The organism is Oxalobacteraceae bacterium OTU3CINTB1 (assembly GCA_024123955.1).
Taxonomy (GTDB): domain Bacteria; phylum Pseudomonadota; class Gammaproteobacteria; order Burkholderiales; family Burkholderiaceae_D; genus Rugamonas.
Genome location: CP099652.1, coordinates 3,293,343 through 3,308,671, shown reverse-complemented (window position 1 = coordinate 3,308,671; position 15,329 = coordinate 3,293,343). Strand labels below are relative to the sequence as shown.

Sequence of the window (15,329 nt, the reverse complement as noted above, 5' to 3'; positions counted from 1 at the left end):
TTATGGCGACCGCCGCACTGGCGACGCGCGGCCGAGTGGCCGTCGCGCCGCAATGCCGCTTAAGCGATTTGCGTGAGCAACAGGGCTGCCGCTTCCGCCGACGAGGCCGGGTTCTGGCCGGTGATCAGCAGGCCGTCGCGGACCACGTACGAACCCCAGTCCGGGCCTTTGGAGTAGACGCCGCCCTTGGCGACCAGTTCATCCTCGACCAGGAACGGCACCACATTGGTCAGTCCGACGCCGTCTTCCTCGGTGTTGGTGAAGCCGGTGACCTTTTTGCCCTCGACCAGCGGACGGCCAGCCGGCGTTTGAACATGACGCAGTACGCCGGGCGCATGGCAGACCAGCGCGACGGGCTTGTTGGCGGCCAGGAACGATTCGATCAAGGCGATCGAGTTGCGGTCTTCCGCCAGATCCCACAGCGGGCCGTGGCCGCCCGGATAGAAGACGGTATCGAAGTCGGCCTGGTTGACGCTGTCGAGGCGCACGGTGGCCGCCAGTTGGGCGGTCGCGGCGGCGTCGGCTTCGAAGCGGCGCGTCTGCTCGGTCTGGAACGATGGCTCGTTGCTCTTCGGGTCCAGCGGCGGCTGGCCGCCCAGTGGCGATGCCAGCACGACTTCAACGCCAGCGTCCTTGAAGGTGTAATACGGCGCGGCCAGTTCCTCGAGCCAGAAGCCGGTTTTACGGCCGGTGTTGCCCAGGGTGTCGTGCGACGTCAAAACCATCAGTACTTTTTTCATGTTAGTTCTCCAGAGTTAAGTTAATTTACGTTACATCTCATTTGAGCTAATAGACCAGTCGTCTAGGGGCAGTTTTAAAAAAAACAGACCTGGGGGCGTTTCTGTTTGCCGTTTGGTCCGTCCATGTGAAGAACTTTATCATTGATTAGACCGGTCGTCTACAACTATTTTAAAAAAATTAAACGTTGCAATAATCGGATGGTTGGATTCGATCTTTGCATGGGATGACGGCGGGCGGCGTCGTTAGAATTGCTGCTCATCCCTACCACCAACAACAAGGCCAAGATAACCATCATGGTAAGAACGCTCTACGACAAGCTGGTCGACAGCCACACGGTGCGACCGCTCGACGCCGACGGCAGCCAGGTGCTGCTGTACGTCGACAGGACCGTGCTCAACGAATACACCTCGCCGCAGGCGTTCACCGGACTGCGGCAGGCCGGCCGCGCGGTCTTCCGCCCAGAGGCGGCGCTGGGAACGGTCGACCACGTCAACCCGACGGCGGCGCGGCGCACCGCCTTGATGCCCGACGCCGGCGCGGCGCGCCAGGCCGCGTATTTCGCGGAAAACTGCCGCGACTTCGGCATCGAGCTGTTCGACGTGCTGCATCCGCTGCAGGGCATCGAACATGTCGTCATGCCGGAGATCGGCGCGGTGCTGCCGGGCATGGTGATCGCCGCCGGCGACAGCCACACCACCACCTACGGCGCCCTCGGTGTGCTCGGCTTCGGCATCGGCACCTCCGACATCGAGCATTATCTGGCCACCCAAACGCTGGCCTACAAACGCCTCAAGACCATGCGCGTGACGGTGGACGGCCGCCTGGGGCCGGGCGTGCGCTCCAAGGACGTGATCATGGCGCTGGTCGAGCGCATCGGCGCCTCGGGCGCCACCGGCTACGCCATCGAGTTCGAGGGCACGGCGATCCGTGCGCTCAGCGTCGAGGCGCGCATGACCATCTGTAACATGGCCGTCGAGTGCGGCGCGCGCGGCGCGCTGATCGCGCCCGACGAGAAGGTCGTCGAATATCTGCGCGGGCGCCCGCGCGCGCCGCAAGGCGCACTGTGGGACGCCGCCCAGGACTCCTGGAAAGGCCTGCACAGCGACCCCGGGGCCAAATTCGACGCCGAGGTCGTCCTGCCGGCCGCCGACATCGCGCCGATGGTCACCTGGGGCACCAGCCCGGACCAGGCGGTGCGCATCGACGAACGCGTGCCCGACCCCGCCGAGGCTGCGGACCCGGCACGCCGGCGCGACATGCAGCGCGCGCTCGACTACATGGGGCTGCAGGCGGGCCAGGCGATGGCGTCGATCACGATCCATCGCTCGGCTGCGGCTCGAGACGCGAGCACGCAGTCTGGGGCTTGATGCAATACGGCGTGCGCGCCGTCATCGGCACCACCTTCGCCGGCATCTTCTTCGACAATTGCGCGCGCAACGGGCTGCTGGCGCTCTCCCTGCCGGCCGACGTCGTCGCCATGCTGACGGCCCTGGCCGAAGACGCCGCGACAAATCTGTTGACGGTCGACCTCGAACGGCAGACCATCAGCGCGGGCAACGTTAAAATCGGCTTCGAGATCGACGCCGTGCGCAGGGAGGCGCTGATGCGCGGGCTGGACGCCGTCGGCCAAACGTTGACCCTGCGCGACGAGATCGTCGCGTTCCAAAACAGACATTTCAAGGCACATCCATGGTTTCTTTGACGTCGGCGCCCTTCACGCCACGCGGCCCGTCGCCGTTCCTCGACGGCCACGCGCTCTACGACTTCGCCGCCCCGTCGGGCGTGACGATCCGCTTCGCCATCGCCGGTGCCGGCCCGGCGCTGCTGCTGGTGCACGGCCATCCGCAAACCCATGTCACGTGGCGCAAGGTGGCGCCGGCGCTGGCGCGGCGCCACACGGTGGTCGCGCCGGACCTGCGCGGCTACGGCGACAGCGGCAAGCCCGATGGCGGCGAGCGCCATGTCAACTATTCCAAGCGGGCCATGGCGGCCGACCTGGTCGCGCTGATGACGGCGCTCGGCCTGGAACGGTTCGCGCTCGCCGGCCACGACCGGGGCGGCAGGGTCGGCCACCGGCTGGCGCTGGACTTCCCACAGGCCGTCACCCGCTTGGCGCTGTTCGACATCGCTCCCACCGCCACCATGTACGCGCGCACCGACAAGGCCTTCGCCACCCGCTATTTCTGGTGGTTCTTCCTGATCCAGCCGTATCCGCTGCCGGAACGGCTGATCGACGCCGATCCGGAGTTCTTCCTGCGCACGCACATCGACGGCCAGAACAAGACGGCCGGCGCCACCGAGCCGGCGGCTTTCGCCGAATACCTGCGCTGCTACCGCGATCCGCGCACCCGCCACGCGATCTGCGAGGACTACCGGGCGGCGGCCGACATTGACCTGGAGCATGACGCCGCCGACGCCGACGCAAGGCTGGCCGTGCCGGTGCTGGCCCTGTGGGGGGGCAAAGGCACCGTCGGCGCCCTGTACGACGTGCTGGCGACGTGGCGCGAGAAAGCGCTCGACGTGCGCGGGCGCGCGCTCGACTGCGGCCACACGCTGCAGGAGGAGCGGCCGCTGGAAGTGCTGGAGGAGCTGGAGCGGTTCCTGGCGGACCCGGACTAAAAGCGCCCCAGTGCGCTGCGCACTGGGGCGGTGGCGATCACGGCGCCGGCGGCGCCCAGCAACCGTGCGCGACGACCTGCTCCCAGAAGCGCTCGGCGGCGCGCACCTGCCGCGCGCGCGGCCGGAACAAGTGGATTTCGATGCGCACCTCGTCGGCGGCACCGCCCAGCCTGACCAGCCGGCCGCTCGCGAGGTCGTCGGCCACCAGGCTCAGCGGCGACCACGACACGCCGCGTCCCTCGCGCGCCATCATCACCAGCACGGTCGCCAGGTGCGACGAAAACACCGGCTCGCCCAGCGGCGCGCGGCGCCCCTCGTCCCACGCCGCGCGCAGGATGCGGCCCATGCCCGACGACGGCGTGTACGCCAGGTGCGGCCCGTCGCGCAACGCGCCGGCGCCGGCCAGCGACGGCGCGGCCACCGGCACCAGCGCGTCCCCGCCCAGCACCACCGAGCGGAAGCGATCCGGCGACAGCTTGCCCGGCGCCGCCGGATGCGCGTGGCACAGCAGGAATTGCGCCGCGCCGTCGATCATCAGGCGCTCGCAGCCCTGCATGGTGTCGGCGGTCAGCTGGATCGGCGACGCCAGCGGCTCCCTGTCCTCGAGCGCGCGCAACCATGGCGGAAAGAAGGTCATCGACAACGCCTGCGTCGAGGCGAAGCGCAGCGTCTCGACGCACGCCTGGGCGGCGCCGAGCGCGTCGCGCCGGCCGGTGTCCAGCTGGCGCAGGATTTCCTCGGCGAAGGGTGTAAAGCGCTCGCCGGCGGCGGTCAGCCGCACCGCGCGGCCGGCGCGCTCGAACAGCGGCGTGCCGACCCACTCCTCCAGGCAGCCGATGCGCCGGCTGAAGGCCGGCTGGCTGATGGCGCGCCGCTCGGCGGCGCGGGAAAATCCGCCTTCGCGCACGACGGCGATAAAATCTTCCAGCCAGGTGGCATCCATTCCGAACAAGTTCCTTGTGATCCGCGCAGTTCAGGCCAACGCGGCCCGACGCAGCACGTCCTCGACCCATTGATTCAGGCTCTTGCCGTGGGCGGCGGCTGCGAGCGCCGCGGCCTCGTGCAGCGAAGGATCGACGCGCAGGGAGAACTTGCCGGAAAATTGTTTGCGCGGTTCGACGCCGTCCGCAGCGCAAGCCTCGAGAAAAACATTTAGGGAAATCATACCCTCCCTTTGCAGTCCCTCGACATCCTTAGCGTAAAAGTCCGCTCCTCCGTTGAGCCCAAGAAATTCGCCGCGGAACATTTGAATTTCAGGATCGAAAGCAATCACAGCTTGGTAGCCGCCGATGGTCATCGTATTCTGCATACTCATGGCTTAACTCCGTTCTCTTCGAACCATTTTCGGATGGATACAAGTGCTCCCTTGTCCGTCACGGGTTCTGGATGTGGCCGGTGAAAAACGCGCCGCTCGTCGAATAAGCGCACCAGAACGCGCGAACCTTCGCGCTCTTCAACACTGGCACCCAATTCGACGAACAAAGCTTCGACATCGGCCCAACGGACATTCGCCGATGTTGGCCGTGCGAAAACCAACTCCAAAGTGCGTTGGTGCTTGCGTCTCATAGCAAGATGGTAGCAGAAAATGGTATCAATCCGAGCTCCGGGAACTGCAAAAACACGGATTCCATCAAAAATACAAGGGTCTTCGACGCGACGTCACTCGTCCTTGGCCGCGCCGGCCACCTTCGCCAGTTTTTTCACGCGCCGCGCCTTGTCGTTGACGATCTGGTGACGCTTGTGATCCGTCATTTTCTTCCAGTCGCGCGCCTCCTCGAGCGTGCGCAGGCACTCCGAGCAGTACCCGGTTCGACCGTCGAATTCGCACACGCCGGTGCAGGGAGACTTAAGTGCCATCTATAACCTTGAGCCTTACATCTTCAGGTTGAGCGAAATATACGCGGCGCGCCCGGGTCCCGGAGAAAACATCGGTTGCGCGTCGGCGGCCGGCCAAAAGAAATTGTCGTACCACGCATACGCATACTGGCGATCGGCCAGGTTTTTGACCTGGACATCGATGCTCACGCGCTTGGACACCGCGTAGCGCACACTGGCGTCGAACAGGACGAAGCCGCCGAACTTGCCGCGCGTGTTCGGGCTGTCGATGAAGTAGTCGCCCTGCGCCCTGCCCTGCAGACCCACACGCCATTTGTCCGAGGGGCGATACTCGGCGCCGGCGTTGCTGATATGGCGCGGCGTGGAAAACACTTCCTTGCCGGCCAGCGATACGCCATCGGCCGTGAACGCGCTGGTCACTTCGGCCTTTTGCAGCGAGTGCGAAAGCCAGAAATCGAGCTTGTCGGTCGCGCGCGTGGATAGCTGGATGTCGACGCCCTGCCTGCGGGTTTCTCCCAGGCCGACCGTGGTGCCGGTGGCCGGCATGTTGGCGACTTCGCCGGTGGCGTCCTGGCGCCAGACGGCCAGGCGCATTTCCGACCCTTGCAGCGGCTTGAACTTGATGCCGACTTCCTTGCCGGTGTTGATCGACGGCGCGAAGGTGGCCTGGTTGGCGACCAGATAGGCCGGGGCGCCCGAGCCGGTCAGGACCTGGAACGTGCGTCCCCAATTGCCGTACAGGCTGACATTGGCGGCCGGGTTGTACACCATGCTCAACTTCGGTTGTTCGATCCAGCCATAGTCCTGCAGGTCGGACTTGACGCCCACCGTCCTGACTTTCGAGCTGCCGGAGAATTTGTCGGTGCGGAAGCCGGGCACGATCTTGAGCGACTCGAACGGCTTGATAATCGCCTGGACGTAGGCGCCAAAGTTATCGAGCGTATAGATGTCGTTGTTCTGGATCTGGGCCGGCGTGCCGAAGTTGGTGGGCACGGCGAAGCTGTAGCGCTGGCGGCGGTAGCGGTTGTCCTGGTGTTCCGCGTTGACGCCGCCGTCGATGACGAGCTTGTCGTCGGCGCGCCAGGTCAGCGTGCTCAGGAAACCGTACTGGTCCTCGTCCCACAGGCGGCGCTGCCGGGGCGCGGTGCCGGCGGGATTGCTGGTGAAGGTCACGCGGCGATCGTCCGCATAGCTGTTGTAGTAAAGCTTGCTGCTCAGGAAAGCATCCGGCGTCATCTGCCAGTCGAGGTGTGCGCTGGCATGGCGCATCTCGCGCTCGGTGGTGTCGTTGGCGTTCTTGGCAGGGGACTGGCGGCGGTCCTCGGCCATTTGTTTAGCGGTCAGGAACCCCGGCTCTTCGGCGTCGTGCTTGTAGGCACGCACGATCAGTCCGGCCTTGACCTCCTTGCCGGGCGACGTCAGGAACCACTTGGCGCCGAGCGAGTACTTGTCGCTATCGCTATGATCGCGGTAGCCGCCCGAATCCTGCCTGGCCAGCATATAGTTTTGGGCGAAGCCGTCGCTCTCGCGGCCGATCGCCACCTGCGCCTCGCGGGTGTCGAAGCTGCCGTAGGTGAACCGGCTATCGACGTAATTGCCGCCCTGGCGGGTGGCGAAGTTGATGTTGCCGCCAATATTGTGCAGGCCGTAACGCGGGTCGTTGGTGCCGCGCACCACTTCGATATAGTCGACCTCGAGCGGGAAGATCATGTCGATGAAGCGCTGGTTGCCGCTGTTGACGTTGCTCGGCACGCCGTCGATCAACACCTTGATGCCGTTGATGTAGCCCTCGCCGTTGAAGGCCCGGAACGTGGCCTTGCCGGACTCGGCGCCCATGCGGGTTTCGGTGAGCTGGACGCCCGGCAGCTGGCCGACCAGCTCCCAGCTGTTGCCCACGTTCTTGTCCTCGACCTTGTCGGCGCCGAGGATGTCGACCGACGTCAGCACCCGATTGCTCAGCAGCGGCCCGGCGAGCCGCTGCCCGCTGATGTGGACTTGGCCGATCGTGATGGCGGTGTCGTCGGACTGGGCGCTGGCGCTCATAAAGGGCATGGCCGAGGCGATGGCCAGCGGCAGGAGTTTTCGTTTCATAAGAATCTTCAGTGGAGAAATCACAAAGGCGGCGCCGCGTGGAAGTATACACGCACGCTGCACTATTGCAAGTCTTTTGCAATAAGCGCGACTTCCCCCTGTTGATGATCCCGCCGGCTTATGATCCGCCGCGCGACTTCCTGTCCAGCACTTGGCCCGCCGACCAGCCGCCGCCGATCGCTTTGACGAGCTGCACGCCGGCCTGGCGGTAGCGTGTCGTCAAATCCAGTTCGCTGCGGGCCGACTGCAGATAGGCGGTTTGCGCCGTCACCACATCGAGGTAGCTGGCCGCGCCCTGGTCGTAGCGTTTCTTGGCCAGGTCCAGCGCGCGTTTGGCGGCGGCCGCCGCCAAGTGGTCGGACTTGGCCGCCTCGTCGTAGTTGGTCAGCAATGACAGCTGGTCTTGCACCTGCTGGAACGCGGTCAGCACCACCGAGCGGTAGCGCTGCCCCGCTTCGTCGAGCACCGCCTCGGCGTTGCCGATCTGCGCCTTGCGTTTGCCGCCGTCGAGCAGGCTGACCGCCAAGGTGGGACCGACCGCCCAGAACAGGTTCGAGGCCTGCGCGAAGCGGCCGAAATCGCTGGACTGGAAGCCGCCCGCCGCGTTCAGGGTCAGCGACGGGAACAGCGCCGCGCGCGCCACGCCCACCTGGTCGCTGGCGGCGGCCACGCGCGCTGCGGCGGCGGCGATGTCCGGCCGGCGTTGCAGCAACTGCGAAGGCAGGCCCAGCGGTAGCGCCGGGGTGGCGAAGCCGTCGCCGGCCGGCGCCACCGCGAAGTCGGCGGCGTTGGCGCCGACCAGCGCGGCGATCGCGTGCTCCTGTACATTGCGCTGCGCCTGGCGCTGGCGCAGCAATGAACGGGCCGATTCGAGCTGGGTCTCGGCGCGCGCCAGATCCAGGCCGGAGGCGCTGCCGCCGTCGTGGCGCCGCGTGATGAGATCGGCCTGGCGCTGGTAGGCCACTTCGGTCTCGCGCAGCAGCTTGAGGTCGGCGTCGGCGCCACGCAGGGCCAGCAGCGTGTCGGCCAGTTGCACCTGCAGCGACAGGCGCGCGGCGGCCAGGTCGGCGTCTGCGGCGCGCTCCTGCGCCACGCCGGCGCTGACCTGCTTGCCAATGCGGCCCCACAGGTCAACTTCGTAGCCGAGGTCGAGTTCCAGCGTGCCGCTGTCGTACTGGCTGGGCGAGGTGGCGCCGCGCAGCGGTTTCATATCGGACTGGCGCAAGCGCTGGCCATTGAGCGACGCGCCCAAGGTAGGCGATTGCGCCGCGCGCAACACGCCGGTGGCGGCCTGCGCCTGGCGGTAGCGCGCCAGCGCGCTGGCCAGGTCCGGGCTGTTGGCGATCAGTTGCCGTTCGAGCTGGTCCAGCTGAGGATCGGCGTACATGGTCCACCAGTCGGCCGGCAAGGCAGGCGCCGGGTCACCGGCGGCGGACCAGCCGGGCGGCACGTCGCGGAAGGTGGCTGCCATCGGCACCGCCGGCGGCGCCTGCAACGGCGCCTCGGCGCACGCCGCTAGTGCTAGCGTCAGGGTGGTGGCGTAGAGGATCTTCACGGCTTGGCCTTGGCGTTGTTGGTAGGACCGGCGGTGGCCGCCACGCGCACCACGTCGCCGGTGGCGACGCCGTCGGGCGGGTTGGCGATCACCTGCTCCCCCTTGTCGAGGCCGGCTGCGACTTCGACCGCGTTGCCGAGGTCGCGGCCGACGGTGATCCGTTTGACCACCACGCGATTGTCCTTGCCCAGCACGGCCACCTGGGTGCCGCCCTTGTTGAAGATCAGCGCGCTCGGTGGAATGCTCAGCGCGCCGCTCGACAGCGGCGCGTCGAAATGGATCGACGCATAGCCGCCCGGCAGCAGTTCACGGCTATCGTTGCGCACCGCCAACTGCACCAGCATGGCGCCGGAGTTGGCGTTGATGGCCTGCGACAGCGACTGCACGGTTGCCGTGTAGACCTTGCCGGCGCGCTCGGGCACCGTCAGCTCGGCCTGGTCACCGACCTTGATGGCGGCCACCTGGCGCTGCGGCACGTTGACGTACACGCGCAGGCGGCTGATGTCGGATACCACGAACAGCTCGCTGCCGGGCGTGCCGCCGACGTTGATCAGCGCGCCGACGTCGGTGTTGCGCGCGGTGACCACGCCGTCGAACGGCGCCACCAGGCGGGTATAGCGCTGCAGCGCCTGCACGCGGTCGACGTTGGCCTGCATGGCGTTGACGGCCGAGCGCTTGGCCGCCAGGTCGCCGGCCTTTTCATCGGATTCCTGGCGCGAGACGGCGTCCGCCTCCAGCAATCCCTGCCAGCGCTTGGCGGTGCTGGTGGCCAGGGTCAGGTTGCTGCGCGCGCTGGCCAGTTCGGCCTTCGCCTGCAGCAGCTGCTGGTCGAGGTCCGGGGTTTCGATGTCGGCCAGCGTCTGGCCGGCCTTGACCGGCGCGCCGATGTCGACCTTCCAGTTTTTCAGATAGCCGCTGACGCGCGCATAGATCGGCGCCCTCGCCCACGGCTCGATGCGGGCCGACAGGTCGATCGAGGCGCCGGCCATTTGCCCTGCCGGCAGGATGCTGACGGCCGGCACCAGCGGCGCGCTGGCTTCCTTGACTTGTTGCGCTTCCGAACGGCGGCTGATGACGCCGGCCGCGACCAGCGCGGCGGCCAGCACGATCAGCCCGAAGAACATTGGCTTGTGCCCCATACGGGTGGTTTTAGTTGGCATGGACGGGTGCTCCGGAAACAGGTTGGTCATGGTGCGGCGGCGGGGTCGGCGAGGCCTTGGTCCCGGGCGCGTGTTTTTTGTGCACGATGCTGAACACGACCGGCACGAACAGCAAGGTGGCGGTGGTGGCGAAGATCAGGCCGCCGATGACGGCACGCCCCAGCGGCGCGTTCTGCTCGCCGCCGTCGCCCAGCCCAAGCGCCATCGGCAGCATGCCGATGATCATCGACAGCGCGGTCATCAGCACCGGACGGAAGCGCACCGAGCCCGCCTCCAGGGCGGCGGCGGTGGCGTCGCCCAGTTCGTCGAGGCGTTCGCGCGCGAAAGAGATCACCAACACCGAGTTGGCGGTGGCCACGCCCATGCACATGATGGCGCCGGTCAGCGCCGGCACCGACAGCGTGGTGTTGGTGGCGAACAGCATCCAGACGATGCCGGCCAGCGCCGCCGGCAATGCCGAGACGATCACCGCCGGGTCGAGCCACGACTGGAAGTTGACGACGATCAGGAAGTAAATCAGCACCACCGCGCCGAGCAGACCGAACAGCAAGCCGGAGAAGGCCCGGTCCATGGTCTTGACCTGGCCCAGCATCTGCGCCGACGCGCCTTTCGGCAGCTCGGCCTTGGTCTCGGCCAGCAGCTGGTTGATGTCCTTGGCGACGGCGCCGAGGTCGCGGTCCTGCGTGGTGGCGTAGATCTGCACCATCGGCGCGATGTCGTACTGGCTCACCAGCGCCGACGCCGTGCCACGCTCGAAGCGGGCCACGCCGCCCAGGGTGGCGCCGCCGGTGGTGGCGCCGTTGCCGACCGGCAGGTTGGCCAGCGCCGACAGCGAATCGAGCTGCGGTTGCGGCGTCTGCATGACGATCGGGTAGCTGACGCCGTTGGCCGGATTGAGCCAGAAGGTCGGCGCCACCTGCGACGAGCCGGCCAGGTTGACCACCATGCTGTTGGTGACGTCGCGCGTGGTCAGGCCCAGCTGCTGCGCCTGCCCCCGGTCGACCTCGACATTGAACACCGGCGCCTTGTTCGATTGCTGGATGCGGGCGTCGGCCACGCCGGGAATGGCGCGGATGCGCTTCAGCAGCTTCTCGGCGTAGACGTAGTTGTCGGCGATCTTACCGCCGCGTATCTGCACATCGATCGGCGCCGGCGAACCGAAATTCAGGATCTGGCCGACGATATCGGCCGGCGGGAACGAGAACGTGGTGTCAGGGAATTCCTCCGGCAGTACCTTGCGCAGCGTGCGCACGTATCCGGCGGTGGGTGCGTGCCCTTCGCCCAGCGCGATCTGGAAGTCGCCGTCCTGCGCGCCCATCATGCCGGTGTTGTTGTAGACCATGTTGATCGAGCTGGCCGGCATGCCGATGTTGTCGGTCATGGTGACGATCTCGCTGGCCGGAATCACGCGGCGAATCGCCTGGTCGATGCGGGCGAAGCGCGCGGCGGTTTCCTCGATGCGGGTGCCGACCGGCACGCGCGCGTGGATCAGCACCTGGCCGGAATCGACCGACGGGAAGAAGTTACTGCCCAGGAAAGGCACCAGCACGAACGACGCGGCCACCACCAGCAGGAAGCCGATGACGAACGGCGGCCGGTTGCCGACGGCCGACTGCAGGATGTCCATATAGCCGGCGCGCACCTTTTCGAAGCGCGCCTCGAAGCCGCGCTGGAAGCGCACCAGCGGATTGCCCGACGGCGGCGGCGCGCCGTGGCCGCCGTGGGCGTGGGCATGGCCCTCGCCGGTGTCGTGCGGCGTGAGCAGGTAGTTGGCCATGGTCGGCACCAGGGTGCGCGACAGGATGAACGAGCAGACCATGGCGAAGATCACCGCCTCGGCCATCGGCACGAACAGGAAGCGCGACACGCCGTCGAGGAAGAACATCGGCACGAACACGATGCAGATGCACAGCAGCGAAACGAAGGCCGGCGTGACGATTTGCGCGGCGCCGTCGAGGATGGCGTTTTCCACCGACTTGCCCTGCTCCAGGTGCCAGTTGATGTTTTCGATGGTGACGGTGGCGTCGTCGACCAGGATGCCGACGGCCAGCGCCAGCCCGCCCAGGGTCATCAGGTTGAGCGACTCGCCGATGGCCGACAGCGCCACGATGGAGCCGAGGATCGACAGCGGAATCGACACGGCGATGATGATGGTCGAGCGCCAGCTGCCGAGGAACAGCAGGATCATCAGCGACGTCAGCGCGGCGGCGATCACGCCTTCCGAGGCAACACCCTTGATGGCGGCGCGCACGAACACCGACTGGTCGTTGATCGGCGTGGCCGTCAGCGCGTCCGGCCAGCCGGCCTTGAGCGTATCGATTTTCGCGCGCACGCCGTCGACGATGGCCAGGGTCGACGCCGAACCGTTCTTGAGCACCGACATCAGCACCGAGCGGCTGCCGTCGACGTGCACCACGTTGGTCTGCGGCGCATTGCCGTCGTGGACGTTGGCGATGTCGCCCAGGTAGATGGTGGCGCCGTTGACCACCTTGACCGGCAGGCGCGCCAGGTCGGCGATGGCCGACGGCGCGCTGTTGAGCTGGATCGTGTATTCGAGCGTATCGATTTTCTGCGTGCCGACCGGGGTCAGCACGTTTTGCGCCGCCAGCGCGTTGGCGATGTCCTGCGCCGACAGCCCGCGCGCCTGCAGCAGCGCCGGGTCGACGTCGATCTGCACTTGCCGCTGCTTGCCGCCATACGGCAGCGGAATGGCCGCGCCCGGCACGCTGACGAGCGGCGTGCGCACGGTGTTGGTGCCCAGGTCGGACAGCTGCTGTTCCGACAGGCCCTTGCCCGACAGCGCCACCTGCAGGATCGGCACGGTGGCGGCGTTGTAGTTGATGATCAGCGGCGGCGTGATCCCGGCCGGCATCTGCTTGAGCAGCGCCTGCGAGATCGCCGTCACCTGGGCGTTGGCCACCGCCACGTTGACGCCGGGCTGGAAAAAGATCTTGACGATGCTCACACCGGTGTAGGTGTTGGCCTCGATGTGCTCGATGTCGTTGACGGTGGTCGTCAGCGCGCGCTGGAACAGGGTCGACACGCGGCCGGCCATCTGGTCGGGCGGCTGGCCGGTGTACTGCCACGCCACCGCGATCACCGGGATCTTGATATCGGGGAAAATGTCGGTCGGCGTGCGCAGCGCCGCCAGCGGACCGGCGATCAGCAGCAGCAAGGCCATGACCACAAACGTATAGGGACGCCGAAGCGCCACGCGGACAATATCGATTAACACAACACCCCCAGGGACGACCGGCCGGCCACGAAGGCCGGACAATGCTACATTAGTGAATCAATTTTAGCCGTTTTATTGTTATTCACGGTCCAAGAATTGTTTCTACTATGTATCAAGGTACCCGTGCGGATGGGCGCATCGGGCTGGCACTGGCCGCTGAAGAACCGGACCGCCCTGGAGCACAGCGGCCCGGCAACCCGGCCGGCGATCATGCTGCCGGCGCGATTTCCCGGGCGAAGTTGCGGTAGGAATGCAGCGGACGGCCCAGCAGCTTGGTCAGGCGCTCGACGTCGCCAGCCTCGGGAATCATGCCATCGCTGACATAACGCTCCGCCATCAGACGCATTTCGTAGGCCATCCATTTCGGCATGAAGGTCGCCAGGTTCTGCTCGAAGCCGGTCGGGTCGTCGCCGCCGTAGACCACGGGACGGCCCAGCACCTCCGACCAGATCGCCGCCACGCCCTCGCCGGTAAGAGTGTCCGGCCCGACCAGGTTGATGGTGTCGATCGGCAGCTTGCCAGGCGCCCGGTCGCGGCGGATCAACTCGATCGCGGCGACTTCGGCGATGTCGCGGGCATCGACCATGGCAACGCCTTTGCCGCCGACCGGCATCGGGTACACGCCGTGCTCGAAGATAACGTCCTTGACCATGTGCTCGTTGTCGATGAAATACGACGGCCGCAGGATGGTGGCGCTAAAGCCCATCTGTTCGATCATCCGCTCCGCGCCCAGCTTGACCGCGAAGTGCGGCACGTTGACGAAGCGGTCGCTGTGCAGCACCGACAGGTAGACCAGCCGCTCGACGCCCGATTCGCGGGCAATGTTCAAGGTGATCAGCGCCTGGGTGAATTCGTCGCCGGCCACCGCGTTGAGCAGGAACAGCGTGCCGACGCCCTTGAAGGCGCTGCGCAGCGAGTCGATGTCGAGCAGGTCGCCTTTGACGATCTCCACGCTGGAGGGGAAAACGGCCTTCGACGGATCGCGGACGAGGACGCGCACGTCGGCGCCACGGGAAACGAGTTGCTGGACAACTTGGCGGCCGACACGGCCGGTGGCGCCGGTAACGAGGATAGTCATGGTATTGCTCCTTGGTTGGGTTGAAAGGCTTTGTTTGGAAGACAGTTCCATAGTAGTCGTACCGCACATGGCCCGATAGATGCCATAATGGGACACCTCGTCTCACTGGTGGAACACATGGACTTGCTTGCACTCACCGATTTCAACCTTGTCGTCCGCCATGGAGGATTTGGACGGGCCGCCCGCGCCACCGGCCGCCCGAAAGCCACGCTGTCGCGGCGGGTCGCGGAACTGGAGGCCGGTCTCGGCCTGCGCCTGCTCGAACGCGGCGCGAATTCGCTGAAACTGACTGAGGAGGGTCGCGCGCTGCATGAGCGCACCTGGGCTTTACTGGCGGAGGTCGATGAAACGGTGGCGGCGATCGTATCGGGCGGCGAGACGCCGCAAGGCAGGTTGCGGATCAGCGCGCCGCTGCTTTTTTCACACGCAGCGATGGGCAAGCTGGCCGCCGGCTTCGCGATGAAATATCCCCGGGTACGGCTGGAGGTGACGACGGAAGACCGTCCCGTCGACATGGTCGAGGAAGGCTACGACCTGGTGATCCGCGTCAACCCGGACCCCGATGAAAGTCTGGTTGGCCGGATCTTCCTGCGAGATCGACTGGTGGTGGTGGCGCACCCGGATCTGCATCGGCCGCAGGACAAGTCAACCGTCCCCGCCGTGGTGCGCGGCACGGCCGACAGGAGCGAAGTCTGGAGTCTGGCGGCGCCGACGGGGAAATCCACCGTCGCCATGGAAACGGTCCTGCGCTTGTCATCGCACTTCATGGTGCGCGACGCCGTTCGGCTGGGCGCCGGCGCCGCACGCCTGCCATTGTCATTGGTGATCGGTGACCTGGCCTCAGGCTCTCTGGTGGCCTGGGGCGATGTCGATGGACCGGATGTCGCCCTGTGGGTGCTCTACCCTTCAAGGCGATTGATGAGTGCCCGCGTGTCCGCTTTCCTCGGCTATTTAAGGGAAGCTTTTCCTGCCGGCACGCCGGAAGAGCTGGCCGCCTTCATATCGGTGCGCTAA

14 protein-coding genes are annotated in these 15,329 nt (G+C 66.4%); 4 read left to right on the top strand and 10 right to left on the bottom strand.

Going from position 1 to position 15,329, the window contains the following annotated elements:
* Positions 1-59 precede the first annotated feature (59 nt).
* Positions 60-740 carry a type 1 glutamine amidotransferase domain-containing protein gene (locus NHH73_14610; GenBank protein USX29444.1) on the bottom strand — a complete coding sequence of 227 codons (681 nt, stop codon included), beginning with the start codon at positions 738-740 and terminating at the stop codon, positions 60-62.
* Positions 741-1,034: 294 nt separating this feature from the next.
* On the opposite strand from NHH73_14610, the gene NHH73_14605 reads away from it, so the two are divergent.
* The 3 genes from NHH73_14605 to NHH73_14595 are packed head-to-tail and all read left to right on the top strand — an operon-like array spanning position 1,035 to position 3,360.
* Positions 1,035-2,108 carry an aconitase family protein gene (locus tag NHH73_14605; protein ID USX29443.1) on the top strand — a complete coding sequence of 358 codons (1,074 nt, stop codon included), beginning with the start codon at positions 1,035-1,037 and terminating at the stop codon, positions 2,106-2,108.
* Positions 2,108-2,443 (top strand): hypothetical protein, encoded by a 336-nt coding sequence (locus NHH73_14600; protein USX29442.1) that lies wholly within the window; start codon positions 2,108-2,110, stop codon positions 2,441-2,443. The genes NHH73_14605 and NHH73_14600 overlap by 1 nt, the downstream gene beginning before the upstream one ends.
* Entirely contained in the window at positions 2,431-3,360 is a 930-nt protein-coding gene (locus NHH73_14595; GenBank protein USX29441.1) for an alpha/beta hydrolase, read from the top strand. The genes NHH73_14600 and NHH73_14595 overlap by 13 nt, the downstream gene beginning before the upstream one ends.
* Before the next feature lie 37 nt (positions 3,361-3,397).
* Here NHH73_14595 and NHH73_14590 read toward each other — a convergent pair whose 3' ends face one another.
* The 9 genes from NHH73_14590 to NHH73_14550 all read right to left on the bottom strand — a co-directional run bounded on the left by NHH73_14590 (position 3,398) and on the right by NHH73_14550 (position 14,315).
* Complete coding sequence (locus tag NHH73_14590; protein ID USX29440.1) at positions 3,398-4,303, bottom strand: LysR family transcriptional regulator; 906 nt, start codon at positions 4,301-4,303, stop codon at positions 3,398-3,400.
* 30 nt (positions 4,304-4,333) lie between these two features.
* Complete coding sequence (locus tag NHH73_14585) at positions 4,334-4,675, bottom strand: type II toxin-antitoxin system HicB family antitoxin (GenBank protein USX29439.1); 342 nt, start codon at positions 4,673-4,675, stop codon at positions 4,334-4,336.
* Entirely contained in the window at positions 4,672-4,926 is a 255-nt protein-coding gene (locus NHH73_14580) for a type II toxin-antitoxin system HicA family toxin (GenBank protein USX29438.1), read from the bottom strand. The genes NHH73_14585 and NHH73_14580 overlap by 4 nt, the downstream gene beginning before the upstream one ends.
* Before the next feature lie 93 nt (positions 4,927-5,019).
* Entirely contained in the window at positions 5,020-5,217 is a 198-nt protein-coding gene (locus NHH73_14575) for a DUF1289 domain-containing protein (GenBank protein ID USX29437.1), read from the bottom strand.
* A 15-nt stretch (positions 5,218-5,232) separates the two neighbouring features.
* Positions 5,233-7,287 carry a TonB-dependent receptor gene (locus NHH73_14570; GenBank protein USX29436.1) on the bottom strand — a complete coding sequence of 685 codons (2,055 nt, stop codon included), beginning with the start codon at positions 7,285-7,287 and terminating at the stop codon, positions 5,233-5,235.
* Between the two features lie 118 nt (positions 7,288-7,405).
* Entirely contained in the window at positions 7,406-8,842 is a 1,437-nt protein-coding gene (locus NHH73_14565; GenBank protein ID USX29435.1) for an efflux transporter outer membrane subunit, read from the bottom strand.
* Complete coding sequence (locus tag NHH73_14560) at positions 8,839-10,002, bottom strand: efflux RND transporter periplasmic adaptor subunit (GenBank protein USX29434.1); 1,164 nt, start codon at positions 10,000-10,002, stop codon at positions 8,839-8,841. Before NHH73_14560 ends, NHH73_14565 begins: the two co-directional genes overlap by 4 nt.
* The gene (locus NHH73_14555) at positions 9,992-13,183 is read right to left on the bottom strand and encodes an efflux RND transporter permease subunit (GenBank protein ID USX29629.1); all 3,192 of its coding nucleotides are present in this window, start codon (positions 13,181-13,183) and stop codon (positions 9,992-9,994) included. The genes NHH73_14560 and NHH73_14555 overlap by 11 nt, the downstream gene beginning before the upstream one ends.
* Positions 13,184-13,445: 262 nt before the next feature.
* On the bottom strand, positions 13,446-14,315 hold the full coding sequence (locus tag NHH73_14550; GenBank protein USX29433.1) for an NmrA/HSCARG family protein: 870 nt from the start codon (positions 14,313-14,315) through the stop codon (positions 13,446-13,448).
* A gap of 117 nt (positions 14,316-14,432) precedes the next feature.
* On the opposite strand from NHH73_14550, the gene NHH73_14545 reads away from it, so the two are divergent.
* Complete coding sequence (locus tag NHH73_14545) at positions 14,433-15,329, top strand: LysR family transcriptional regulator (protein USX29432.1); 897 nt, start codon at positions 14,433-14,435, stop codon at positions 15,327-15,329.